Genomic DNA, 23,028 nt, shown 5'->3' with positions numbered 1-23,028 from the left:
TCAAAAAGTCGTTGACGTAAATCCGAAAAACCCTTTTAATGCGCCCCGTTGCCCAGATAGCTCAGTCGGTAGAGCAGGGGATTGAAAATCCCCGTGTCGGCGGTTCGATTCCGTCTCTGGGCACCAAATACCGAAAACCCTGAATCGCAAGATTCAGGGTTTTTTTATGCCTGCGATTTGATTCCCCTCCCCTCGTCCCCTTCGATACACCCGGATTCCAGCTGTACTGGAAAAAACCCGAAATCTGTATCTCTCCGTGTAGATGGCGTTTCGCCAATACTTCAAGCAAGCCTTGGCGAGCCAATGACTGGCTCTACTTTGCGCCCCGCAACACTCTGGACTCCTGTAGCCCTCAGAGCGCAAACCCTGATTTTTTGAATCGATCGGCGTCGCCCGCAAGGTCACTTCCTGTCCAGCAAAAAAATCTGAACCCAACCCACAGGCGAACTGCAGTTAGTGCTTTTCAAACATTCCAGGATGAATGCTGGCGCCCCCGTGCGCCCGGCAAAAGAGCGAAACGGACGACGTATGATCAAGCAACTCATCAATGAAGACAGTTATGTGCAGATCGGCGATCTTTGCAGCGCAACGATCCAGCTGAAAATCGAAGGACTGAATCCCGCCGGCTCCATCAAGCTGAAGACCGCGCACGCGCTGATCACTGATCTTGAAGTCCGCGGACTGATCAACCACAAGACACGCCTTATCGAATCCTCATCGGGGAATCTGGGCGTTGCGCTGGCCATGGTCTGCGCGGCCAAGGGCTACAAGTTCGTTTGCGTAATCGACCCGAATATTTCCGCGCCGAACCGCAAGCTGATTCAAGCCCTTGGCGCGCAAATGCTCATGGTCGATCAGCGTGACGAGAACGGCGGTTACCTGAATTCGCGGATTCGCCTGATCGAACAACTGGTCGCTGACAACGCCGACTACATCTGGCTCAACCAGTACAAGAATCCGACCAACCCCCTCGCCCACTATCAAGCGACTGCCAGGTCCATCGCGCGCAAGTTTCCCCAGGTGGATTACCTGTTCGTCGGCGCGGGAACCACCGGCACGCTGATGGGCTGCAAGAACTACTTCGCCGAACATCATCCGCAGACCAAAGTCATTGCCGTCGATACCGTCGGCTCGGTGACGTTCGGCCTGCCGGGCGGCACGCGCCATATCCCGGGGCTCGGCACCAGCCGCCTGCCGGAGATATTCGAGTCGTCGGGCATTCACGACTTCCTGTCGATTCCCGAGGAACAGACGATCAAGGTCTGCCGTTGGCTGGCGCAACGCTACGGCCTGCTCTTCGGCGGCTCCACCGGCACTGTGCTCGCCGGCATCCGCCAGTGGGCGCCGCATATCCGGCCCGACGATGTCGTGGTGGCGATCTCCCCCGACATGGGTGAGCGCTATCTCGAAACCATCTACTCCGACGACTGGGTCACCCAGCGGATCGGCGCAACCGCACTGCAGCCCCTTTTCCCTGAAATCGCTCTGGCACTCTCGGCGTAATCCTCATGACCACACAGAATCCGATCCAGCCGTTCCACGTCATCCCCGGCGCTGTCGTCAAAGACATCCTCAACGGGCTGCGGCATGCAACCATCGACATGGTGGCGCAGACCTACCTGACCCACGAGCGTGGCGAAACCGTTAACCCCGACAGTTATTTTCTGCGTTTCCCTGCGCAACCGGCGAACCGGATCATTGCGCTGCCGGCGGCCATCGTCGACAGCGAGGGCGATCAATCCGTCTCCGGGATCAAGTGGATTGCCAGTTATCCCGACAACATCAAGTCAGGCATTCCGCGCGCATCTGCCGTGCTGATTCTCAACGACCCGCAGACCGGTTATCCCTACGCCCTGCTCGAAGGTGCGCTGATCAGTGCCGTGCGCACGGCGGCGTCGGCGGTATTGGGTGCCTGGTGGCTGAATGGCCAGAACCGCCACGCGGCGACACTTTCGATCATTGGTGGCGGGGTAATCTCAAGAAATATCCTCGAGACTTTCGTCGCGGACGACTGGTCCTTCGACAGCGTGGGCATTCACGATCTCAACGCCGAATCGGCGCAAGCCCTCGCGGAATTTGGCGAACAACTGGGCCTGCCGGATGTGCGTCTGCTGTCGCTCGAAGACGCACTGACAGCCGACATCGTGGTGTTCGCCACCAGCGCGGGCGAGCCCTACGTAAAAGGCCAGGGCACGTTCCGCCCGGGGCAGATTGTTCTGAACATCTCGCTGCGGGATATCGGCGCCGAAATCATCGAGGAAAGTTACAACTACTTCGACGACATCACCCATTGCCTGAAGGCCAATACCTCACCGCATCTGGCCGAGCAGCAATACGGCCATCGCGACTTTGTCACCGGCACAGTGGCGCAGCTGATTCGCGGTGACCTGCACCTCCCCCAGGACAAACCGCTGATCTATTCGCCATTCGGCATGGGCATTCTCGATCTCGCGATTGGCCGGATGATCCACGACATTGCGGTGGCAGCCGGGACGGCAATTGCCATCCCGTCATTTTTTGGCGAGGAGCGCAGATGGTGAACGCGCCTGTGCACATCGGCCTGATCGGCTGCGGTTCGCGCGGATTGTCGGTATTCGAGCGCCTGTTGAGCCGCGCCGAGGAACGTCCGCAACAACCGGTCGTCATCGACATCTTCGAGCCCAACGTGCTCGGCAGCGGCGCGCACTGGCCCGATCAACCGGACTACCTGTTGCTCAACACCGTCGCCGGTCAGCTCGGGGTATTTCCCGACGCAGCAGCGTTCGGTGATCTGACCGACGCCCGGGAACGACCAGGGCCGGACTTTCTCGCGTGGTGCCGAGCACAGCGCGTCAAGGTTGACCCCGACAGCGGCCTGCTCGCCGCCGACGGTCGCGACGTCGAGCCGGAGGATTTTCTGCCACGGCACCTGCTCGGCGCTTATCTGGCCGACGCCTTCTCGCGGATCCTCGCGACCGCACCCGCTTGGGTCACGGTCAATCTGAATCGGCATCAGGTCACGGCGGTCGAGCGCAACGAGAATCATCAATACATTCTGCTGACCGCCGAAGGCGCTGCGGTGACGGTGGATCGTCTGGTGCTGACCGTTGGCCACACCGGACGCCTGCGCCTGGCGGGGCAGAACCGGGTCGACAACGTTTACCCGCTGCCGGGCAGCCTCACCACCGTCGAGCCCGGCGAAACGGTGTTGATCGAAGGGTTGGGCCTGGGCGCCATGGACACCCTGGCGGCGCTGACGGCTGGCAGAGGCGGGATCTACAAACCCATGGCTGATGGCAGTCACACTTACCAGCCTTCGGGTCAGGAGCCGGTGATCTTCATTCAGTCGCGGGACGGGCTGCCGTTTCGCACGCGTCCCAATGGCTTGATCGGCTGCCCCCGCCATAGCGCCGTGCTGCTCACGAGCGAGCGTATCGAATCGTTGCGGGTCAACGCGCACAACCGCCGACTGGATTTCGAACGGGACATTCTGCCGCTGATGCTGCTGGAGATGCGTGCCGCTGCGGTCGCCGTCCTGCATAAACCCTCAGCGCCGCAACAGCTGCTTGAGCAGCTCAGAACCGTCAGCGTTGTCGGCCCTGCCGGTGTGGCCGCTTGTGAAGCCTTGCTGCGCGAGTTCGAAGCGATTGCCGGCGCAATCAGTCCGCTGGAGCTGATCTGCCACGCACTGCCCGACAGCGTGACGCCTTACAACTATCACGCATGGATTTACGACACCCTCGAAGCCGACTTGCATGAAGCACGTCTGGGACGCGGCGCGTCGCCGATCAAAGCCGCCATCGAAGTCTGGCGCGACTTGCGCGACCGGCTGCGTGAGGCGGTCGATTTCGATGGGCTCACCGAAGATTCGCATCGGCAGTTCTATGGCCGCTGGCACAAGGCGATCAACCGTCTGGTCGCCGGCCCGCAGAAGGAGCGCCACGCCGATCTGCTCGCGCTGTGTGATGCCGGCCTGCTGACCTTCCTCAAGCCCGGCTCACGCCCCGCGATCGATCACTTCAAGCGAGTCGCCGGTTACGTGCAGAGCAGCGGCGTCACCCACAGCGACTGCGCACCTGTGCGCGACCTCGCGCGCCTGGGCCTTGTGCGTCCACGCACCGATGTGCCGGGCATCGACGGCATCGATGTCGACGCGGCGTCCAACCCCAAGTCGAACAGCGGCGAAACGGTGCGTGACATCTGGGTGCTGGGTCCGCTCGCTGAAGGCTCCTGTTATTACAACTACTACGTCACCTCGGCGGGCGCACCTTCGCGGCTGTTCATGGACGCCCATCGAGTCGCCACCGCCATCCTTGAGACAGGAACTCGCGCATGAAACTCTACTATCAGACGCATTCGCCGTACGCCCGCAAGGTGTTGGTGCTGGCTCACGAACTTGGCATCGCATCGAGCCTTGAGGTGATACATCACGAGACCAGCCCGACTTCACCGAACGCGACCATTTACCAGGCCAACCCCTTGGGTAAAGTGCCGATGCTGATGCTGCCCGACGACACCGCACTGTTCGATTCCATCGTGATTTGCGAATACCTCGATGACCTGAGCAACGGCCGTAAATTCATCCCGGCAAGCGGCCCCGAGCGCTACAAGGCGCTGCGCCTGCAGGCATTGGCGCAGGGCATGTGCGACGTCGGCATCAAGCTGCGCTGGGAAGTCGAGCGGCGCCCCGAGGCTTTGCGCTATCCGGCGTACGCGGACGGCCAGGCCTACAAACTCAAGGAGGCGTATCGCTTCATCGAAGAACACGTCGACCTCAATGGCCCGATCACCGTTGGCCACCTCGCCTTGGCGACCGCGCTGGACTGGATCGCTTTCCGTCAACTCTCGGACTTCTCGGCGCAAGCACGCCTGAGCGAGTGGTATCAGACGTTCTGCCAGCGCGCGTCCATGCGGGCGACCGAGTACAGCGGACAGACGCACGATTAAGCCAAGGAAACCGCTATGAGCTCTCTCTTGCTGCAAATGTCACCGATCGCGCTGGTGATCGCGCTGATCCTGATCCTCCGGCGTCCGCCGGTACAGGCCGCGCTGGCCGGTGTGGTGCTGGTGCTGGTGCTGTGGGCACTGGGCGCTGCCGGGCCGGTGTCGGCGGCCATCTCCTCGGCGATTTTTCAGGACACCACGATCCTGTTTCTCAGCACCGCGTGCGTCATCGTCCCGGGGCTGGCCTTCGTCATTCTGGTCGAGCGCGGCGGCGCGCCACAGGCCATCGGCGCGTGGGTCAAGGAACTCGGCTGGACACCCCCGGCGCAGGTGATTTTCATCGTGCTGGGCCTGGCGCCGCTGCTGGAAGCGATGACCGGCTTCGGCGTTTCGCTGATCGCCACGGTGCCGCTGCTGATGGGGCTTTTCACTCGCCAGTCGGGGATGAAAATCGCCCTCGCCGGCATGGTGATCATGCCGTGGGGCACGCTGGGTCTGGCGACGGTAATCGGCGCCCTGCTGGCGCACCTGCCGGCGCAAACCCTCGGTAGCCATTCGGCGCTGATCAGCGCGCCGGTGTTCCTCTGCCTGGCGTCGCTGGCCTTGTGGCAGGCCGGCATCCGCAGGATTACTCCGTGGCTGGGGCTGATCGTCGTGACCGCCCTGTTCGTTGCCGTGCTGTATTGCGTCAACCTGTGGGTCGGCCCGGAAGTTTCCGGTGTGCTGGCCGGGCTGGCCGTGGCTTGCGTCGGCCTGGGCATCTCCTGGGCGCAACGGAAAAAACTGGTGCGCTGGCCGAGCGCGGCATGGCCTTATCTGGCCTTGCTGGGAGTGATTGTGGCGTCGCGCGGACTGTTCGTGCTGTCGGGCTGGGATGGCCTGTGGGTTGTCAGGGGCGAACACGTTTCATGGAAGCCGCTGGCGTCTCCAGGGCTGGCGCTGCTGATCGTGACCGTGCTGATGGCGTTCAGGCAAACCGCGAGCGCGGGTTTCCCGTGGCCAGCGCTGTTCAACCGGGCGAAGTTTCCGGTCACGACAATCTTCCTGTTCCTGCTGCTGTCTCAGGTGATGGTCAACGCTGGATTCCTCGTCGAGGCGCAAAGCGCGTTGCAATCCATGTCGGGTATTTCGCTGGCACCGACGATCGCCCTGCTGGCAGGGATTGCCGGCTATGTCACCGGCTCCAACGTCGGCGGCAACACGCTGGTGATGCCGTCCATTGCCGCGCTGAGCAGCGAACACGGGGCGTGGCTGGCGGCAATGGTCAACAGCGCCGCCGGCCATGGCGCACTTGGCTCGCTGTCGATCCTGTCATTGATCACCGGACTTGCCGGGGCCAACCGCCAGGAAGAAAACAGCCTGATCCGCTTCGCCTTCGGTCTGGTGGCGCTGAACATCGTCATAGTTGCTGCAACGGGGATCGTTTTGCTCTACTTTCTGTGAATTGTTTCGAATCATCACAGAGAACTTATGGACAGGTTTGATTTGCCGGACAAGCGCTGGCGGATAGTCAAGGACTGGATTATTCGCCAGATCGACAGCGGTGACCTGGCGGCCGAAGCGAAACTGCCGTCAATCCGCGTTCTGGCGCGGATGTTCGAGACCAGCATCACCACGGTGCAGCGGGCGCTGGCCGATCTCGAGGCCGACGCCTACGTCTCGACGGTGCCGCGCGTCGGCTACTTCGTCTCGGCATCAGGGCGGGCAAAACCGTCCGGCGCTTTCGACTTTTCCAGTGTCACCGTCAACGTCAATCATGCGGTGGTTGCGATGCTCTCCGAGGCGGCCTCGCGCACCACCGCATCGCTGAATTCGGCCGTCCTGCACAGCGATCTCACGCCCAACGTGTTGCTCAACAAATGCCTCTCGGTGCTGGCCGCCAAGACTGACAACACGCTGAGCGGCCTGGTCGCGCCACCCGGCCTTCCCGCGCTGCGAAGGCGTATTGCCGGCCTGATGCTGACTCGCGGAGTGGTATGCGGGCCGGACGACATTCTGGTGACCTCGGGCGACACCATCGCTCTGGAACTGGCCCTCGGAGCCGTCGCGTCGAAAGGCGCTACAGTCGCCATCGAAACCCCGACCTATTACGGCATTCTGCAGACCATCGAACGCCTGGGCATGCGCGCCTTGCCGATCCGCACCGACGGCCGCACGGGCCTGGATGTCGATCATCTGGAAGAAGCCCTGAAGCAAAAAAAGGTCGCGGTGATTTTTCTCAACCCGACGCTGCAGAATCCGCGTGGCTTCATCATGCCCGACGAAGCGCGCGCGCGACTTTCAAGGATCGCCCGGGAAGCGGATGTGCCGATCATCGAAGACGACATCTTCTTCGACCTGGTGCCCGAAGCTGATCGACCGCGCGCCCTCAAGAGCTACGACAGCAGCGGCCAGACGATCTACTGCTCGTCCTTTTCCAAAACCATCGCGCCGGGTTATCGCGTCGGCTGGTGTCTGGCCGGCAAATACCGCAATGCCATCCTCGCGCAGATGTTTTCGCGCAACCTGGCCGTTTCCAGCCTGGCGCAAAATGTTCTCAATGAATTCATCGGCCGTGGCTACATGGACGAGCACTGCGCCAGATTGAGGTCGCAACTGTCCTCGCTGGCGAGTTTTGTCGAAGCACTGGTGCGCACGGATTTCCCGCTCGGGACCGTCTATGTGCCACCGCGCGGCGGCTTCATCCACTGGGTCGAAATGCCGGCACACACCGACATGTCTGCGCTGCAGCAACTGGCCACGGAGCGTGGTTGCCACGTGGCTGGCAGCGGCATATTTTTCGCCGATGGCCAGGCTTCCACAGGCGTGCGCATTTGCCTCGGCACTATGCTGACCCCGGCGGTGATCGGCATTCTCAAGGTGATCGCCGAATGCGCCCACCTTGCCGCACGCCCGACGAGCCCGCGGCAGATGCCGACTGAACAGCTGCAAGAGCTGGCAGTTTCCTGACCGACTTGCGCGAGCCTCGCTTATGAATCAGAAAAGATCCCGTATTCGCTTGCCGCATCCCCCGCCGTATCGCCCGAGCCGCTGGACATTCTGGCTGACGGTGCTCGCTGGGGTGCTGATTGCCTTAGCCGTGTGTCTTTCTATCTACATGCTTATCGAAAGCTGGATCAGCGGTTCCATCACCACCAACAATCGCGGACCGCGCAGCACCTACACCTTGGCACTGCAACCTCGGCGATACTGGTTCGAGTTCATGTGGCAGAGCTTCTGGACCGCGTTCATGTTGGCCATCGGTGTGTTCGGGCTGTGGATTTATCGCAAAGGGCGGGTGCGTGAGCAGAGGCCGAAGGGCAAGCGCTCGCGATGATGCAACTGGGGCGCTTTTTTGAAGCAGCCTCTTACCTGCCTGTTCTTTCATTCCAGCGCAACACCAGATCGCTCACCGCAGCGCTGCCAACTCTGCGGCGATTGACTGGGCAAAAGCACGAAATGGACTACGGACATTTACCCTGTTACGCGCCTTCCGGTGGCAATGTCCTGCAACGCCTGTCCCACCCTTCCTTCCGAACTCGCAGGTTCGCCCGACATACCTGCGCCGCCTTCCCCGGCATGCTTGCGTCTCTGTTTCCAGAATGCGGAAGACCCGATGAGCCAGCTCAAACCTGCTGATACGCAAGACCATAAAATCGATTCACTGCTGGGCGAGCTGATTCGCCAGGCGCGGCAAAAAGTGCTACGCGCGGTCGATACGATTCAGGTGCAGACCTGTTGGCAAATCGGCCGGCATATCGTCGATTTCGAACAGAAAGGCGCTCAGCGTGCGGGTTATGGCCAGCAGTTGCTCGCGCTGCTGGCGAAGGATCTAACGGGGCAATTCGGGAAGGGATTTGATGAGCGCAATCTGCGATATATGCGTAGCTTTTATCAGTCTTTTCCAATTTGGAACGCAGTGCGTTCCGAATTGAGCTGGACCCACTACCGCCGCCTGCTACGCGTCGAGAACGAGAAAGCGCGCCTGTGGTACATGAACGAATGCGCCGACCTCAACTGGTCAAGCCGCGCCCTTGATCGTCAGATCCTGACGCTCTACTACGAGCGCCTGCTGATGAGTCAGGACAAAGCCGAGGTGGTGGAGGAAGCCACGACCAACATCGACGCGATGAAATGCAATCCGCGGGAATTCATTCGCGATCCGGTCATGCTCGAATTCCTCGGCCTGCCCTCGGCAGGCAAAGTCAGGGAAAGCGGACTCGAACAAGCCCTCATCGATCACTTGCAAAGCTTTCTGCTTGAACTTGGCAAAGGCTTTTCCTTTGTCGCCCGCCAACAACGCATCAGCACTGACGGCGTCGACCTCTATATCGATCTGGTGTTCTACAACTACCTGCTCAAGTGCTTCGTGATCATCGACCTGAAACGCGGCAAGCTCAGCGCCCGCGATGTCGGGCAGATGGACATGTATGTGCGCATGTACGACGAGCTCAAGCGCAGCGAAGGTGACAAGCCAACCGTCGGTATCATTCTGAGCGCGGAAAGCAATGACTCGGTGGCGCGCTATTCCATGCTCAAAGGCAATGAGCAACTGTTCGCCAGCAGCTACAAGACGATACTGCCGAGCGAAGAAGAGTTACGTGCTGAACTCAACCGCGAACAGGCGTTGATCGAAGAACGCATGCTCATTCAATCCAGTGAATGAACCGGCCGGATTGTTCTTGATCAGCGCGGCGACTATGGTTGGCACCTAACCGCCGAGGTCAAGCACCATGAGCTGTCAGCAGACATCCGATGTGGGCGACCCAGAGTTGAGCCAAGCTGCTTTGACTGTAACTAAAGCTACGCCCTTCAAGGAAACCGCAGTCGACGGCTACGCACTCGGCGGCTTCACCTGGCGCCACAGCTCGCCCGATCCACAGCGTCCGGTGGTCATCATCAACGCCGCCACCTCGGTGCGCTGTCGGCACTATTCACGGTTCGCGGCCTACCTGTTCAGCCATGGCTGCGATGTGATGACCTACGATTACCGGGGCATTGGCGAATCACGCAGCGAATCGATCAAAGGGCTGTGCGCTTCGTGGACTGACTGGGGCGCTCTGGATTTCGAAGCGATGCTCAAACGCGCGCAGCGGGAGTTTCCCGGTCAGCCAATCGATGTGGTCGCCCATAGTTTCGGCGGTTGCGCGGCGGGCTTGGCGGAGTCGGGCAAGGTGATCCGACGGTTGGTAACCGTCGGTGCGCAGTTCGCTTATTGGCGTGATTACGCCCCTGAACAGCGCTGGCGGATGTTCGGCAAGTGGCATGTGATCATGCCTTTGATGACGCTGCTCTGCGGCTATTTTCCAGGCAAGCGGATCGGCTGGCTGGAGGACACGCCAACCGGCGTAGTCTGCGACTGGAGCACACCCACTGCACGGTACGAGGATCGTCCAAGCGGTCGGGTGCTGATGAAAAAGGCGGGCGCCCTGCCCTTCGATGGCGTCCGCGCGCAGACCCTCGCCATCAGCCTCAGCGATGATCCTTACGGAACGATCCCGGCGATCGAACGCCTGCTCGGCTACTTCAGCAACGCGGCAAAAACCCATCTGCGCATTGCGCCGCAGGACATCGGCGAACGACAAGTCGGACATTTCGGCTTTTTTCGCAGCGCATACCAAGCCACACTATGGCCCATTGCTCTGACCTGGCTGCAGACCGGCGCACTGGCCGCCGATACACCCGGCCGACAAGTGCCACGCAGCTGAGCCCCTCTCAACGCACGACGGAACACATCATGGCCTCCGCCAACAAGCAGCAAAAACGCGCCACCCGGGCCAAAGCCAAGGCCAAGCAGAACCGCACCAAGCGCGCCGAAGCGCCGGTCGAGCTGGACCCGAACGACGACCGCATCGACTTCGAATCGGTGGACTTGACCGAGCTGTTCAAGACAATGATCGACGCCGAAAAGATCAGCCAACAGGCCATGTGCAGCGCGTTCCTCGAAGATCCGCTGCTGGAACTGGTGTACGAGCAGGAAGGCGAAGAAGGCGCGATGGATTTCATCCTCGCCGCGCTGATCGAGTATCGCCAATGGTCGCAGGAAACCGACGAGGCCGGCGCGCTGGCGTGGATCGAATCTCCGGCATTCCAAGCTGACTATGTAGCGGCATCCGACGCGATCGCGGCACAAACCCAACAGAAGAACTGAGCTCCCATGGCATCCCTGAACAAGCAACAGAAACGCGCCAAACGCGCCAAGGCCAAAGCCAAGCAGATCCGTATGGTCGGGCGCAAACCGCTGGATCAGGACGAAGAGCTCGGCCACCTCGCCGAGCCGATCCCGGAATACACCCTGGCGATGTTCAGCAAAATGCGCGACGCCGAAGCCGTCAGCCGCAACGAAATGCTGCTGACCCTGCTGCGCGAACTGGCCTTCATCATCGTCGACCATCCTGAACTGCTCGACATGGAAAACGCCGACAACGAAGGCATGGCCGCCACCCACCTGGCCGCCGATATGCTCATCGACTACCGCATGTGGGCCGACGGCATGACCATCGAACAGGCCCAGGCCTGGCTGAGCGAGCCGCAGTTCATTACGGATTTCGGCGTGGCGCTGGATGCTTATGGCAAGTCGGTAGAGCCCCAGGAAGACAAGAGCGAATAAGCGCTTCTCAGAAACAAAAAACGGCCGCTAGTCATCCCTGACAGCGGCCGTTTTTGTTTGGATGGCCTAGCTACTCTTTGTCCGGTGACGATGTATATCCCATTGACATATCCCCAGCACGATCTATCCTGAGCTAATCACAGGAACAGACCCGGGAGCTCGAATATGGAGCAGACCACAATTTTCATGAGCAACAGAAGTCAGGCAGTCCGACTGCCAAAGGCAGTTGCGATGCCCGGCGACGTTAAACGAGTGGAAGTCATCGCGATTGGCAGAACACGCGTCATTACGCCTGCTGGAGAAAGCTGGGATAGCTGGTTTGATGGCGACAGCGTCAGCCCTGATTTCATGGCTAACCGTGAGCAATCCACTGAACAGGAGCGCGAGTCGTTCTGATGATCAAGTACATGCTGGATACAAATATCTGCATCTTCACCATCAAGAACAAACCACAAATTGTCCGGGAAGCCTTCAATCGACATTCCGGGCAGTTGTGCATCAGCGCTATCACGCTTATGGAGCTTATTTACGGTGCTGAAAAGTCGGCGGCCCCGGAGAAAAATCTGGCAATTGTTGAAGGATTTGTCGCGCGACTGGATGTCTTGCCTTTCGATAACGACGCAGCCGCACAGGCCGGGATGGTTCGATCTGAACTCGCGAAGGCTGGAACGCCGATCGGGCCATACGACCAAATGATCGCTGGCCACGCACGCTCACTTGGACTCATTGTAGTGACGAACAACGTACGGGAGTTTGAACGCGTTTCCGGTTTGCGAATCGAGGACTGGGTTTAACCTGACTGGAAAGCTCAGAAACAAAAACGGCCGCTAGTCATCCCTGACAGCGGCCGTTTTTACATCACGCGTTACGACTCAGTTCAACACCACCGCACCACGTTTCTCCAGCTTGCGCCGGCGCGACACCAGCAGACCGGCAGCCACCACCATCAGACTCAGCAGGCCCGTGGCAAGGATTTCCACGCGGTGGGCTTCCTGGAACAGCATGATGGTCAGCGCGGCGACAATGAAGATGATCACCGCCCAGGTCAGCCCCGGGAACAGCCACATGCTGAAGACGATTTTCTCGCCGCGCGCCATGCGCTGTTTCCGCATGCGCAGTTGCGAGAAGGCGATCACCAGGTACACCAGCAGGGCGATGGCGCCGGAGCTGGCCAGGAGGAATTCAAACACCGCGGCCGGAGCCACATAGTTGGCGAAGGTGCAGAGGAACGCTGCGCCGGTCGACAACATCACCGCCCAGTAAGGCGTACCGCTCTTGTTGGTGCGGGTCGACATGGCCGGGGCGTCACCGCGCTTGCCGAGGGAGAACAGCATGCGCGACGAGGTGTACAGCGCCGAGTTCAGGCAACTGGTCACTGCGACCAGTACGACGATGTCGACGATCATCTTGGCGTTGGGAATGCCCATGCGCTCAAGTACGGTCTGGTAGGAACCGAGGTTGGCCAAGGTAGAATCGTTCCACGGCACCAGCGCAACCACGATGAAAATCGACACCAGATAGAACAGGCCGATCCGCCAGATCACCGAATTGGTCGCCTTGGAAATCTGCTTGCCCGGGTCTTTCGATTCCGCCGCCGCGATGGTGACGATTTCGGTCCCCATGAACGAGAACATGGTGGTCAGGATCGCGCCCAGCACAGCACCCATGCCATTGGGCAGAAAGCCGCCGCTGTCGAACAGGTGCGAAACGCCACTGACCTGGCTGGTCGGCAGGAAGCCGAAAATCGCTGCAAGGCCGAGGCCGATGAAGCCGATGATCGCAAGCACCTTGATCAGGGCGAACCAGAACTCGAACTCACCGTAATTCTTCACGCTGAACAGGTTGGTCACGGTCAGCAGCATGGTGATCACCAGCGCGAAAGCCCAAATGTCGACACCCGGGAACCACGCATGCAGGATGGTCGCGGCGGCGTTGGCTTCCAGCGGAATCACCAACACCCAGAACCACCAGTACAGCCAGCCGATGGTGAATCCGGCCCAGTGACCGATCGCGCGATCAGCGTAAGTCGAGAACGAACCGGTGTCCGGCGAAGCCACGGCCATCTCGCCGAGCATGCGCATCACCAGCACCACCAGAGTACCGGCAGCGGCGTAGGCCAGCAGCACGGCCGGGCCGGCGGCAGCAATGGCGTGGCCGGAGCCGACGAACAGACCGGCGCCGATCACACCGGCGATCGACAACATGGTCACATGACGCGGTTTGAGCCCCTGTTCGAGGCCAGTGGAGCTTGGGGTACTGCTCATAGAGACTACCTTTGCAAGGAAAGCGAGTGCGTCCGGCGCGTCTGAAAATTCTTTCTCGTAAAAAGAATCCAACGGCCTGTTCCTTATTCTGCACGCAATATTTGCGCCAAAATGTTTCAAGTCCTTGAGGGCCGGGGGCTCCGGCATCCGATGCAAGTCCTTGAGTTTAATGGCTATTCGCCAGAACGTTACCCGGCGACTCACTTTCAAGACGAATCCGCGCACCAGAAACACACAGAAAAAGTGTGCGGCGCACAGAAAAAGGGCGAATAAGGAACGTTCGGCCGGATAGCGCTTCCAACACCCCGCCAAAGCTGGCAACATCGCGCCTTTTTTTACGCGGCACCCACGGGTTTGCACGATCAAACACCCGTTCGGTTGTTGATGGGGCGACAGTCTGCTGCGCCGATGCGACAACCCGCCACATGCCACCCGTTTACCGCTCGTAGCGCTGTTGGCTGCCATTGAAACGCTATGCTAGCTTGGCCGCCTCGCCAGGAAGGCCCGCCAACAGCAGGAGCGCAACATATATGAGGAACGCACATGGCTGAGGCCACGCCCGCGCTGGAAATCCGCAACTTGCACAAACGCTACGGACAGCTGGAGGTGCTCAAAGGCATCTCGCTGACCGCCCGCGACGGCGACGTGATATCGATCCTCGGCTCTTCCGGTTCCGGCAAGTCCACGTTCCTGCGCTGCATCAACCTGTTGGAAAACCCGCACCAGGGCCAGATCCTGGTGGCCGGTGAAGAACTCAAGCTCAAAGCCGCGAAGAACGGCGAACTGGTCGCCGCTGACGGCAAACAGATCAACCGCCTGCGCTCGGAGATTGGTTTTGTATTTCAAAACTTTAATCTGTGGCCGCACATGAGCGTGCTCGACAACGTCATCGAAGCCCCGCGCCGCGTGCTCGGCCAGAGCAAGGCCGAGGCCATCGAAGTCGCCGAAGCGTTGCTGGCCAAGGTCGGCATCGCCGACAAGCGCCACGCCTACCCGGCGCAATTGTCCGGTGGTCAGCAACAACGCGCAGCGATTGCCCGCACGCTGGCGATGCAGCCGAAGGTGATCCTGTTCGACGAACCGACCTCCGCGCTTGACCCGGAAATGGTTCAGGAAGTACTTAGTGTCATCCGCGCATTGGCCGAAGAAGGCCGCACCATGCTGCTCGTGACCCACGAAATGGGCTTCGCCCGCCAGGTTTCCAGCGAAGTGGTGTTCCTTCATCAGGGCCTTATAGAAGAGCAAGGATCGCCACAGCAGGTGTTCGACAACCCGCTTTCGGCGCGCTGCAAACAATTCATGTCCAGCAACCGCTAACGGAGCAACATGCATGCAGAATTTCAAAAAGGTCTTCCTGGCCGCCGCCGTCACCCTCGCGTTCAGCGCCGGTGCCATGGCTGAAACCCTGAAGATGGGCATCGAAGCGGCCTACCCGCCGTTCAACAATAAAGACGCCAGCGGCCAGGTGGTCGGCTTCGACAAGGAAATCGGCGACGCCCTGTGCGCGAAGATGAAAGCCGAATGTTCCGTCGTCACTTCCGACTGGGACGGCATCATTCCGGCGCTGAACGCGAAGAAGTTCGATTTCCTGATTTCCTCGCTGTCGATCACCGAAGAGCGCAAAGCCGCGGTGGACTTTACCGACCCGTACTACTCGAACAAATTGCAGTTCATCGCGCCGAAAAACGTCGACTTCAAGACCGACAAGGACTCGCTCAAGGGCAAAACCATCGGCACCCAGCGCGCAACGCTGGCCGGCACCTGGCTGGAAGACACCTACGGTGACGATATCAAGGTCAGCCTCTACGACACCCAGGAAAACGCCTACCTCGATCTGACCTCCGGCCGTGTCGACGCAATCCTCGCCGACAAGTACGCCAACTACGACTGGCTGAAAACCGACGCTGGCAAGAACTACGAGTTCAAGGGCGACCCGGTAGAGGAAAGCGACAAGATCGGTATCGCCGTGCGCAAGGGTGACAACGAACTGCGCAACAAGCTGAACGCCGCCCTGAAGGAAATCGTCGCTGACGGTACCTACAAGAAAATCAACGACAAGTACTTCCCGTTCAGCATCTATTGATCTGACCTGTGGGACCGGCGCCGCGATGAAGCGGCGCCGGCTCCCGACTTTGCCTGCCGCAATTTGAACAGAAACCCATGATTATCGACCTCTACGGATTCGGCCCGGCGCTCGCCGCTGGTGCGCTGATGACCGTCCAACTGGCCCTCACCGCCCTGTGCCTGGGCCTGGTGCTCGGCCTGCTCGGCGCCTTGGCCAAGACTTCCCCGTACAAGCCGCTGCAATGGCTTGGCGGTACCTACTCGACACTGGTGCGCGGCGTCCCGGAATTGCTTTGGGTGCTGTTGATCTACTTCGGTACGGTCAACCTGATGCGCGCCCTCGGTGAGTACTTCGGCAACCCCGACCTGCAACTCAACGCCTTTGCCGCCGGTGTCATCGCACTGGGTCTGTGCTTCGGCGCGTACGCCACGGAAGTGTTTCGTGGCGCCCTGCTGGCCATTCCCAAGGGCCACCGTGAAGCCGGCCAGGCCCTGGGCCTGTCGAAATGGCGGATTTTCACCCGGCTGATCATGCCGCAGATGTGGCGCATCGCCCTGCCGGGCCTGGGCAACCTGTTCATGATCCTGATGAAAGACACCGCGCTGGTATCGGTCATCGGTCTGGAAGAAATCATGCGTCACGCGCAGATCGGTGTGACCGTGTCAAAACAACCGTTCACCTTCTATATGGTCGCGGCGATCATGTACCTCGGCCTGACAGTGCTGGCGATGACCGGCATGCACTTCCTGGAAAAACGCGCCGCCCGCGGCTTTGCGAGGAGCGCGCAATGAACTGGGAAGTCATCATCAAGTGGCTGCCAAAACTGGCACAGGGCGCGACCCTGACGCTGGAACTGGTCGCCATCGCGGTCATTGCCGGCCTGCTGCTCGCCATTCCGCTGGGCATCGCCCGCTCTTCGAAGCTGTGGTACGTGCGCTCGCTGCCTTACGCCTACATCTTCTTTTTCCGTGGCACGCCGCTGCTGGTGCAGCTGTTCCTGGTCTATTACGGCCTGGCGCAGTTCGACGCGGTGCGTGAAAGCGCGTTGTGGCCCTACCTGCGCGATCCGTTCTGGTGCGCGACCGTGACCATGACGTTGCACACGGCGGCGTACATCGCCGAGATTCTGCGCGGTGCCATTCAGGCGATTCCACCGGGCGAAATTGAAGCCGCGCGAGCGTTGGGCATGTCCAGACCGAAAGCGATGTTCTACATCATCCTCCCGCGTGCTGCGCGCATCGGCCTGCCGGCCTACAGCAACGAAGTGATCCTGATGCTCAAGGCCAGCGCCCTGGCCAGCACCGTGACCCTGCTGGAACTCACCGGCATGGCCCGCACGATCATTGCCCGCACTTATCTGCCGGTGGAGATCTTCTTCGCCGCCGGTGTGTTCTATCTGGTCATGGCTTACGTGCTGGTTCGCGGCTTCAAGCTGCTGGAACGCTGGCTGCGCGTCGATGCCTGCCAAGGCCGCTGATACTTCCCACGTGCTGACGGGCGAGGCCCTACTCGCCCGCTTCACCGCGCTGGATGCTTATTTGATTGAGCATCAGGCGCTGTGGAAACCTCGACCGTTCACTCACCTACAACTTCCATGGGAAGCGTCCTACCCGGAGTTGTCTGCGTGGCTACGCGGGCGGTCGCTGGAAGATGCAGAACGCGCGCATCACCATCCTGCTGAACTCGTGGATGCGCCTGAGCCGTTCGCTTCATTGGCGAAGTTGTCGGCAGAGTTGAGTGCGGTCGGTGAGTTGCCGGGGCATGCGCTTGAGGCTGCCGGGCATCGCTTGAATGTCGATGTGCCCGGACGCAAGTGGCAGCAGATTGAAGCGTTTGCCCGTCGATTGTCTTTCGCTTCGCCACCGACGCATTGGTTGGATTGGTGTTCAGGCAAAGGGCATTTGGGACGGCGCTTACTGGGGTCGGGGCAGCAACTGACTTGCGTTGAATACGATCCTTTATTGGTCGCCAGCGGTCAGGCACTGAGTCAGCGTCATCACTTGCACGCCCTGCATGTCGAACAGGATGTACTCGCGGCAGACGCCCCGGCCGTATTGAACGCCGCCCACACCCCCGTCGCCCTCCACGCCTGCGGTGATCTGCACGTGCGCTTGATGCATTTGGCCAGTGCTGCCGGCTGCCATCAAATGGCGATCGCACCGTGCTGTTACAACCGCATCAGTCGTAACGAATACCAGGCCTTGTCCTGCGCAGGATCGGCATCGCTTCTACAGCTCTCGCTGGAAGATCTGGCGCTGCCGATGAACGAAACCGTCACCGCCGGTGCGCGCGTCCGGCGCCAGCGTGACACATCGATGGCTCGTCGCCTGGCTTTTGACCTGCTGCAACGGCAAGTGCGCGGCGTCGATGAATACCTGCCAACGCCCTCCCTGCCCAGCGCCTGGCTGGACAAACCGTTCGCCGATTACTGTCGCGATCTGGCTGTGCTCAAAGAGTTATCCACAATCGGTGAGGCAGATTGGCCCGCACTCGAAGCAACCGGTTGGCAGCGGTTGGCCGAAGTTCGCAATCTCGAATTGCTTTGCGGTTTGTTCCGCCGACCGCTTGAGCTCTGGCTGAATCTGGATCGGGCGCTTTTCCTCGCAGAACAGGGATACGTCGTACGCCTCGGCACCTTTTGCGACGCCTCACTCACACCGCGTAACTTACTGCTGCTCGCCGAGCGCGCCTAAAACGTTACAACCTGTGGATAACTCTGTTGATGGATTTGCTGTGGATCCAATATCTGCGCCTGTTTCGTCGCTTTAACAACACTGGTCATTTTTTGTTCACATGAATAAAAAACCTGTAAAACAGGGATTTGCGAACAAGATGAGAATGGGTTCACAACACCTCGCATAAGCCAGTATCCGCGCCCCTCAGTTGTGCATAAGCTGCCAATCAAAACGACATAACCGACGAATATTGGGCTAGCCGAGTGAATAATTGTGGGGTCATGAAAGCCGAAGCTGACCCGTACGCCCTGTATAAATGTCTTACTACGCGCGAGGTATAAAAGCAGCGCATAAATTTGCGCTGGGCCTGATTTTTCCGGAATGCAAAAATAGTCTGAATTCAGGGGTTTACAGGATCTACCCAATCGCTATAATCGTCGCCCACACGCCGGTATAGCTCAGTTGGTAGAGCAACTGACTTGTAATCAGTAGGTCCCGGGTTCGACTCCTGGTGCCGGCACCATACAAAACAAAGCCCCTGCAGAAATGCAGGGGCTTTGTTGTTTCTGGCGCTTGGAGCTCACCAGGAGGTCCGCATCGCTGCGACAAAACAAACGACGCCTTATCTCAACCAGCAGCCCCCTACTCTGCCCGCGTGCCTGGACCCGTTACAATTTCACATCAGCCCAACATTGACGGGCTCTTGCACCTACCTATAATGCACCCCAATACACCCGCCAAGCCTAGGTTGACCCAGTCAGCAAGCTCAAATCGTGCGGGTTTTTTTTGCCTGGAGAAAACTACATGAGGCCCTTCGACAAGCCGGCCCTCAGCGTAGAACAGCAATTGGAACTGCTAAAGCAACGAGGCCTGCAAGTCGCAAATGACGAGCGCGCCATGCGTTTCCTGGAAGTGGTCACGCTGTTTCGCTTGAGTCCATACATGCGCCCTTTTCAGGAAACAAACCCTGAACACACCTTCAAACCTGGTAGCACTCTGAAAGCAGTCGTCGACATCTACCGCTTCGATGGCTCGTTGCGACGCATAACCATGGATGCTATCGAACGTGTCGAAGTCGCCATACGAGCGACTATCAGCAATCACATGTGCCCTAAGTACGGGCCTGACTGGATAGCTGACGCGTCAATCTTCTCTTCTTCATATTCACATGGCGATTTATTGCGGCCCCTGCGAGATCAACTGGGCAAGGAGCGCAACAAACTGGGACGTGAGATTGATCGTATAAAAAAGAGCAGCCGAGTTGATCAGGTCCAGCACCAGCGAATTGAAAATCGCATGCGCGATAACTATTTTCGATTCTACGGATCAACCTATGCCCATCCCGAGTTGCCGCCCGCTTGGGCTGTTCTGGAAGAGCTCAGCCTTGGGACGGTATCCACGATGTTCAATGCCATAGGCAAAAGCGTCGACAAGAAAGCGATCGCGAGCAGATTTAATCTCCCCTTCGAAGTACTGGCCTCCTGGCTCCACACTCTGACCTTCATTCGAAACTGCTGCGCCCACCACTCACGACTATGGAACAGAGAGCTCTCGATTCGACCATCCTTACCAAAAGAATGGGTCATCCAAAATGCGCCTGGCAATCGGCCTCAACCCAAGCAGCGGCTATTTATAGTACTAACGATGCTGGCGTATTTAACCGATTTGATCAGTCCAGACAGCCAGTGGAAATTTCACTTGGCCGAAATAATGGACAAGAGGGAACCGGGTGATTTGAAACTTATGGGATTTCCAGATGACTGGAAACGGCAATCGCAATGGTGTTTGGAGTAAGGGAAGCCAGAGGTCTTGTTCTTTCGCCATTGCGCCCGGAGAAACAGAATTGGGGACAGACCACGCTTTTCAATTAGTGACAGAGTCGCAACCTGAATTCTTTTTTACGATTTTGGTGCTGACGCCATACAAAACGAAGCCCCTGCAGAAATGCAGGGGCTTCGTTGTATTCAGTAGCAGACGCCAGGCGAAAGGTTTTAGTGGTATCAAGCAATATGCAGATCCCGCAACGCCTCAGGATGCTGACTTGCCACCCGCAAGAGAGTCTGCGCTGCACCCGTCGGCTGCCTGTGCCCCTGTTCCCAATCCTGCAAAGTCCGCGCTTATGCCTCGCAGTATCTGCACGAGCCAAGCAAGGCACTGATCGATGATGTGGTGAAAGTAATGGATTCGCCACCAGAAAGGCATTGATGCAAACCGCCATTCGAAGCCCTCGTTGATGCGAGGGCTTTTTGCATTTCAGGCCTGCCGAAAACATGCCGGCCTTCCTCAAGGTCCCTTGGTGCGGGGACATATCCGACTTCCCTCCTGCATCTATCCAGACAACCCGCCAGCCACTGGAGCGTTCTTGGCCAACGCATCGGCCGCCCCGCAGCCAATTGGGAACTAACGCCGAGCGCAACACTCCCTTACAAAGCGCGGCGCTGTGGAAGAGTCATCCCGCTTCATCACGTCAGCACAACGGGCTGAATGCATGACATGGACCAAGAGACCATCGATGAACTCAACATCAGAAACGCCAAACGGCTCCGCACGTTCGCAAATCAGGGACTTTTCTGACTGTCGAAACATTGCTCAAGGCGCTGTATTCATTATCGCGTCGGGCAACTCCGCGAAGGACTTTCCCATTGAACAGTTTGCCGACATCCCGATGATCACGGTGAACGGCGCGATATCCATGTTCATGGGAACAGGCATAAAGCCGTTCTTCTACGCATGCACCGATACCAGTTTTTCGCTACAACAACCTGAACTGTTTGCCTATGCGATGCGCACTAGTCAGCGTGTAGCTGTGTGGGCTAACCAGGCTCAGGAACTGATTGTTGAACCGACAGGTGATCTCTATTTGCTCAAGAAAGCGCCCAAACCAACCTTGACTGAATGGCTACTGCGCGACAACCAGGATCTGGTACGTAGTCGCGCTGTTTGGGGTAGCCGAAACCGCAGTATCGGATTCAGCAAAAACCTAGCCCATGGTTTTTTTGATGCCCGCACAGTCTTGTATCTCGCACTCCAACTTGCCTATCACGCAGGCTTTTCAAAGGTGATTTTGGTGGGAGCGGATATGAACCAGTCCGCGGGGCGCTTTTACGAGACTGATGGAAGCTCTATCTCGCCGTGCGGTCTGGATCAGCATTTTCATTCCAGAATACTTCCATCTCTGAAACTCATGTCCGACAAAGTCGTCGGCAAAGAGTTTGCCGTTTACAACTTGTCGCCCTCTTCGCGAATTCCATCCAGCGTCATTCCTGTCACAACGCTCGACAAAGTCAAAGCGATAATTCAGACCTGACTGACCTCGAACACAAACGAAATCCTGCCCTCACTTGCGCTCCAGACATAGCGCAAATGCTTGCCCTGCTTCGGAATCGAAACCGCAGGCGGACGGAACGCCGCAACGCATTCATGCCCAGGCAACCGCACGCTGTTATAGAGCAAGCCCCACGACTCGGCGTCGCGCAGTTGCCGCGCGAACAGCTGTGATGGGCCATAGGCTTCAGGATCAGGCTGATGCAAGTGATCAAAGCCATGGCGGACATCATGCAGCGGTTTGGTCACCTGATTGATATAGGTACGCATGGTCAATTCGAGATCGGCTTCCCGGGTCGCGGCAAGAAAGCGTTCTTGGTGAAAACAGGTTTCGGCGATGGCCGCAGCCTGGCTGCTGGCGGCGTAATAGACGCCGAAGGTGCCGTCACTGAAACGGCTGCGTTTGCCGACGTGAGTGAACGCAGCCATCACCGGGCTGGAACCGGGGCCGGACAGGCGATCTTCGGGACGTACGCGGGCGAGTACGCCGGCCTGTTCGATCAGGCGATCATTGGTCAGCGCTTCGATGGCGTAGGCAACTTCGAGGTCCTCGGGATCGAGGACATCTTCGAACAGCGCAATCGGCGGGAAGCTGCTGTTGACGATGCGATACGCCCGCGGCCATGGCACATCCACCGGCGCCGGCGCTTTCAACCGCGCACTCCGTCGAGGTAGCGGCGCACATCGGCGATATCGACCACTCGGCCCGCCAGCATGTAATCCAGGGCGGTTTTGCCATTGAACGGTGCCGCAGTGTTCGGGCTGCTGACCCACTTGTAGGCGCGCTCACGGCTATTGCTGAAGATGATGCTCAGCGCCTTGTGAATGCCCATCAGATAAGAGATGCGCTCAAGGGTATCGTTAGGCAGACGTACGTTCGGCAGGTGTTTGTATTTATAGAAGGTGGTGTTACCGACACCGCCCAGCAATGTGCGTTGCTGCTCAGCGCTGCAGCCCCAGCGCTCCATGAGGTTAAAGAAGAACTTCAGCGCGACGCGACCGGCTTCGGGGGCGTCGAGTTGTTCGCGTGGGGTGAGAGCTGGGGATGAGGTAGGCATAGACGCCTCCTGATTTTTTGTCTTAGCTGAAGACTAGTACATAACTGTAATTTTTTAGCGTTTTGATACACAAATGAACGAATCGTAACAATCACACGCACAGAAGCCGGAGTTAAGTCGGCTTATGTTT

Annotated in this window: 24 protein-coding genes, 2 tRNA genes and 1 pseudogene; 23 read left to right on the top strand and 4 right to left on the bottom strand. The window is 58.9% G+C overall.

Annotated features, from left to right (window positions below; all coding sequences use genetic code 11):
* Positions 1-50 precede the first annotated feature (50 nt).
* From AB9L16_RS01220 to vapC, 14 genes are all read left to right on the top strand, one after another.
* Positions 51-126: transfer RNA gene (locus tag AB9L16_RS01220), tRNA-Phe, on the top strand.
* 402 nt (positions 127-528) lie between these two features.
* Complete coding sequence (sbnA, locus tag AB9L16_RS01215) at positions 529-1,503, top strand: 2,3-diaminopropionate biosynthesis protein SbnA (protein ID WP_082530294.1); 975 nt, start codon at positions 529-531, stop codon at positions 1,501-1,503.
* A gap of 5 nt (positions 1,504-1,508) precedes the next feature.
* Entirely contained in the window at positions 1,509-2,540 is a 1,032-nt protein-coding gene (gene sbnB, locus AB9L16_RS01210; RefSeq protein WP_375122991.1) for a 2,3-diaminopropionate biosynthesis protein SbnB, read from the top strand.
* Positions 2,534-4,315: an FAD/NAD(P)-binding protein gene (locus tag AB9L16_RS01205; protein ID WP_375122990.1), complete on the top strand. Its 1,782-nt coding sequence runs from the start codon at positions 2,534-2,536 to the stop codon at positions 4,313-4,315. Before sbnB ends, AB9L16_RS01205 begins: the two co-directional genes overlap by 7 nt.
* Positions 4,312-4,926, top strand: a complete 615-nt coding sequence (locus AB9L16_RS01200; protein ID WP_375122989.1) for a glutathione S-transferase family protein — start codon at positions 4,312-4,314, stop codon at positions 4,924-4,926. Before AB9L16_RS01205 ends, AB9L16_RS01200 begins: the two co-directional genes overlap by 4 nt.
* 15 nt (positions 4,927-4,941) lie before the next feature.
* The gene (locus tag AB9L16_RS01195; protein ID WP_353188692.1) at positions 4,942-6,366 is read left to right on the top strand and encodes an L-lactate permease; all 1,425 of its coding nucleotides are present in this window, start codon (positions 4,942-4,944) and stop codon (positions 6,364-6,366) included.
* Positions 6,367-6,393: 27 nt separating this feature from the next.
* Positions 6,394-7,872, top strand: a complete 1,479-nt coding sequence (locus AB9L16_RS01190; protein WP_375122988.1) for a PLP-dependent aminotransferase family protein — start codon at positions 6,394-6,396, stop codon at positions 7,870-7,872.
* A 22-nt stretch (positions 7,873-7,894) separates the two neighbouring features.
* Positions 7,895-8,239 carry a hypothetical protein gene (locus tag AB9L16_RS01185; RefSeq protein WP_150637951.1) on the top strand — a complete coding sequence of 115 codons (345 nt, stop codon included), beginning with the start codon at positions 7,895-7,897 and terminating at the stop codon, positions 8,237-8,239.
* A 279-nt stretch (positions 8,240-8,518) separates the two neighbouring features.
* The gene (locus AB9L16_RS01180; protein ID WP_236168216.1) at positions 8,519-9,568 is read left to right on the top strand and encodes a YhcG family protein; all 1,050 of its coding nucleotides are present in this window, start codon (positions 8,519-8,521) and stop codon (positions 9,566-9,568) included.
* A gap of 67 nt (positions 9,569-9,635) precedes the next feature.
* Positions 9,636-10,610, top strand: a complete 975-nt coding sequence (locus AB9L16_RS01175) for an alpha/beta fold hydrolase (protein ID WP_375122987.1) — start codon at positions 9,636-9,638, stop codon at positions 10,608-10,610.
* A gap of 29 nt (positions 10,611-10,639) precedes the next feature.
* Complete coding sequence (locus tag AB9L16_RS01170; RefSeq protein ID WP_150637948.1) at positions 10,640-11,053, top strand: hypothetical protein; 414 nt, start codon at positions 10,640-10,642, stop codon at positions 11,051-11,053.
* A gap of 6 nt (positions 11,054-11,059) precedes the next feature.
* Positions 11,060-11,512, top strand: coding sequence for a hypothetical protein (locus AB9L16_RS01165; RefSeq protein WP_056787197.1), 453 nt, complete (start codon positions 11,060-11,062; stop codon positions 11,510-11,512).
* 165 nt (positions 11,513-11,677) lie between these two features.
* Positions 11,678-11,908 carry a type II toxin-antitoxin system VapB family antitoxin gene (gene vapB / locus AB9L16_RS01160; protein ID WP_375122986.1) on the top strand — a complete coding sequence of 77 codons (231 nt, stop codon included), beginning with the start codon at positions 11,678-11,680 and terminating at the stop codon, positions 11,906-11,908.
* Positions 11,908-12,306, top strand: a complete 399-nt coding sequence (gene vapC / locus AB9L16_RS01155; protein WP_150637947.1) for a tRNA(fMet)-specific endonuclease VapC — start codon at positions 11,908-11,910, stop codon at positions 12,304-12,306. Before vapB ends, vapC begins: the two co-directional genes overlap by 1 nt.
* Positions 12,307-12,384: 78 nt before the next feature.
* Here the strand turns inward: vapC and gabP are convergent, their stop codons facing one another.
* The gene (gene gabP, locus AB9L16_RS01150) at positions 12,385-13,776 is read right to left on the bottom strand and encodes a GABA permease (protein WP_150637946.1); all 1,392 of its coding nucleotides are present in this window, start codon (positions 13,774-13,776) and stop codon (positions 12,385-12,387) included.
* Positions 13,777-14,319: 543 nt separating this feature from the next.
* Between gabP and AB9L16_RS01145 the strand changes: the two genes are divergently transcribed.
* The 7 genes from AB9L16_RS01145 to AB9L16_RS01115 all read left to right on the top strand — a co-directional run bounded on the left by AB9L16_RS01145 (position 14,320) and on the right by AB9L16_RS01115 (position 20,310).
* Positions 14,320-15,093, top strand: coding sequence for an ABC transporter ATP-binding protein (locus AB9L16_RS01145; protein ID WP_024011209.1), 774 nt, complete (start codon positions 14,320-14,322; stop codon positions 15,091-15,093).
* A gap of 13 nt (positions 15,094-15,106) precedes the next feature.
* Positions 15,107-15,859, top strand: a complete 753-nt coding sequence (locus AB9L16_RS01140) for an ABC transporter substrate-binding protein (RefSeq protein WP_150741763.1) — start codon at positions 15,107-15,109, stop codon at positions 15,857-15,859.
* Positions 15,860-15,936: 77 nt separating this feature from the next.
* Positions 15,937-16,632 carry an ABC transporter permease gene (locus tag AB9L16_RS01135; RefSeq protein ID WP_041477511.1) on the top strand — a complete coding sequence of 232 codons (696 nt, stop codon included), beginning with the start codon at positions 15,937-15,939 and terminating at the stop codon, positions 16,630-16,632.
* Positions 16,629-17,318 (top strand): ABC transporter permease, encoded by a 690-nt coding sequence (locus AB9L16_RS01130; RefSeq protein ID WP_056787188.1) that lies wholly within the window; start codon positions 16,629-16,631, stop codon positions 17,316-17,318. The genes AB9L16_RS01135 and AB9L16_RS01130 overlap by 4 nt, the downstream gene beginning before the upstream one ends.
* A complete protein-coding gene (locus tag AB9L16_RS01125; RefSeq protein WP_375122985.1) occupies positions 17,299-18,534 on the top strand; it encodes a methyltransferase in 1,236 nt (411 codons plus the stop codon). The genes AB9L16_RS01130 and AB9L16_RS01125 overlap by 20 nt, the downstream gene beginning before the upstream one ends.
* A gap of 429 nt (positions 18,535-18,963) precedes the next feature.
* Positions 18,964-19,039 (top strand) — tRNA-Thr (locus tag AB9L16_RS01120).
* A gap of 281 nt (positions 19,040-19,320) precedes the next feature.
* The gene (locus tag AB9L16_RS01115) at positions 19,321-20,310 is read left to right on the top strand and encodes an Abi family protein (RefSeq protein WP_375122984.1); all 990 of its coding nucleotides are present in this window, start codon (positions 19,321-19,323) and stop codon (positions 20,308-20,310) included.
* A 206-nt stretch (positions 20,311-20,516) separates the two neighbouring features.
* On the opposite strand, the pseudogene AB9L16_RS01110 reads toward AB9L16_RS01115, so the two are convergent.
* Positions 20,517-20,630, bottom strand: a pseudogene (locus AB9L16_RS01110) (helix-turn-helix domain-containing protein); the annotation flags it as partial.
* On the opposite strand from AB9L16_RS01110, the gene AB9L16_RS01105 reads away from it, so the two are divergent.
* Both AB9L16_RS01105 and AB9L16_RS01100 read left to right on the top strand, forming a co-directional pair.
* The gene (locus tag AB9L16_RS01105) at positions 20,599-20,721 is read left to right on the top strand and encodes a DUF3077 domain-containing protein (RefSeq protein WP_353956569.1); all 123 of its coding nucleotides are present in this window, start codon (positions 20,599-20,601) and stop codon (positions 20,719-20,721) included. The pseudogene AB9L16_RS01110 and the gene AB9L16_RS01105 overlap by 32 nt on opposite strands.
* Before the next feature lie 307 nt (positions 20,722-21,028).
* Positions 21,029-21,823 carry a lipopolysaccharide biosynthesis protein gene (locus tag AB9L16_RS01100; RefSeq protein ID WP_252877255.1) on the top strand — a complete coding sequence of 265 codons (795 nt, stop codon included), beginning with the start codon at positions 21,029-21,031 and terminating at the stop codon, positions 21,821-21,823.
* On the opposite strand, the gene AB9L16_RS01095 is transcribed toward AB9L16_RS01100, so the two are convergent.
* Entirely contained in the window at positions 21,814-22,494 is a 681-nt protein-coding gene (locus AB9L16_RS01095; protein ID WP_353188688.1) for an RES family NAD+ phosphorylase, read from the bottom strand. The two genes, AB9L16_RS01100 and AB9L16_RS01095, sit on opposite strands and share 10 nt — an antisense overlap.
* Positions 22,491-22,898 carry an MbcA/ParS/Xre antitoxin family protein gene (locus tag AB9L16_RS01090; protein ID WP_150637943.1) on the bottom strand — a complete coding sequence of 136 codons (408 nt, stop codon included), beginning with the start codon at positions 22,896-22,898 and terminating at the stop codon, positions 22,491-22,493. The genes AB9L16_RS01095 and AB9L16_RS01090 overlap by 4 nt, the downstream gene beginning before the upstream one ends.
* Between the last annotated feature and the right edge of the window lie 130 nt (positions 22,899-23,028).

The organism is Pseudomonas sp. LW8, from assembly GCF_041956865.1.
Classification (GTDB): Bacteria; Pseudomonadota; Gammaproteobacteria; order Pseudomonadales; family Pseudomonadaceae; genus Aquipseudomonas; species Aquipseudomonas siliginis.
The sequence above is the reverse complement of the archived record's forward strand: the minus strand, read 5'-3'. Positions and strand labels throughout refer to the sequence as shown.

Bases quoted from the DNA above. Each gene is read 5' to 3' on its own strand.
- AB9L16_RS01185 (WP_150637951.1), top strand. From the start codon at position 7,895: ATGAATCAGAAAAGATCCCGTATTCGCTTGCCGCATCCCCCGCCGTAT.
- AB9L16_RS01200 (WP_375122989.1), top strand. From the start codon at position 4,312: ATGAAACTCTACTATCAGACGCATTCGCCGTACGCCCGCAAGGTGTTG.
- AB9L16_RS01195 (WP_353188692.1), top strand. From the start codon at position 4,942: ATGAGCTCTCTCTTGCTGCAAATGTCACCGATCGCGCTGGTGATCGCG.
- sbnB (WP_375122991.1), top strand. From the start codon at position 1,509: ATGACCACACAGAATCCGATCCAGCCGTTCCACGTCATCCCCGGCGCT.
- AB9L16_RS01170 (WP_150637948.1), top strand. From the start codon at position 10,640: ATGGCCTCCGCCAACAAGCAGCAAAAACGCGCCACCCGGGCCAAAGCC.
- AB9L16_RS01145 (WP_024011209.1), top strand. From the start codon at position 14,320: ATGGCTGAGGCCACGCCCGCGCTGGAAATCCGCAACTTGCACAAACGC.
- AB9L16_RS01090 (WP_150637943.1), bottom strand. From the start codon at position 22,898: ATGCCTACCTCATCCCCAGCTCTCACCCCACGCGAACAACTCGACGCC.
- sbnA (WP_082530294.1), top strand. From the start codon at position 529: ATGATCAAGCAACTCATCAATGAAGACAGTTATGTGCAGATCGGCGAT.
- AB9L16_RS01100 (WP_252877255.1), top strand. From the start codon at position 21,029: ATGAACTCAACATCAGAAACGCCAAACGGCTCCGCACGTTCGCAAATC.
- AB9L16_RS01115 (WP_375122984.1), top strand. From the start codon at position 19,321: ATGAGGCCCTTCGACAAGCCGGCCCTCAGCGTAGAACAGCAATTGGAA.
- AB9L16_RS01205 (WP_375122990.1), top strand. From the start codon at position 2,534: ATGGTGAACGCGCCTGTGCACATCGGCCTGATCGGCTGCGGTTCGCGC.
- AB9L16_RS01165 (WP_056787197.1), top strand. From the start codon at position 11,060: ATGGCATCCCTGAACAAGCAACAGAAACGCGCCAAACGCGCCAAGGCC.
- AB9L16_RS01125 (WP_375122985.1), top strand. From the start codon at position 17,299: ATGCCTGCCAAGGCCGCTGATACTTCCCACGTGCTGACGGGCGAGGCC.
- AB9L16_RS01190 (WP_375122988.1), top strand. From the start codon at position 6,394: ATGGACAGGTTTGATTTGCCGGACAAGCGCTGGCGGATAGTCAAGGAC.
- AB9L16_RS01180 (WP_236168216.1), top strand. From the start codon at position 8,519: ATGAGCCAGCTCAAACCTGCTGATACGCAAGACCATAAAATCGATTCA.
- AB9L16_RS01130 (WP_056787188.1), top strand. From the start codon at position 16,629: ATGAACTGGGAAGTCATCATCAAGTGGCTGCCAAAACTGGCACAGGGC.
- gabP (WP_150637946.1), bottom strand. From the start codon at position 13,776: ATGAGCAGTACCCCAAGCTCCACTGGCCTCGAACAGGGGCTCAAACCG.
- AB9L16_RS01135 (WP_041477511.1), top strand. From the start codon at position 15,937: ATGATTATCGACCTCTACGGATTCGGCCCGGCGCTCGCCGCTGGTGCG.
- AB9L16_RS01175 (WP_375122987.1), top strand. From the start codon at position 9,636: ATGAGCTGTCAGCAGACATCCGATGTGGGCGACCCAGAGTTGAGCCAA.
- vapB (WP_375122986.1), top strand. From the start codon at position 11,678: ATGGAGCAGACCACAATTTTCATGAGCAACAGAAGTCAGGCAGTCCGA.
- AB9L16_RS01140 (WP_150741763.1), top strand. From the start codon at position 15,107: ATGCAGAATTTCAAAAAGGTCTTCCTGGCCGCCGCCGTCACCCTCGCG.
- vapC (WP_150637947.1), top strand. From the start codon at position 11,908: ATGATCAAGTACATGCTGGATACAAATATCTGCATCTTCACCATCAAG.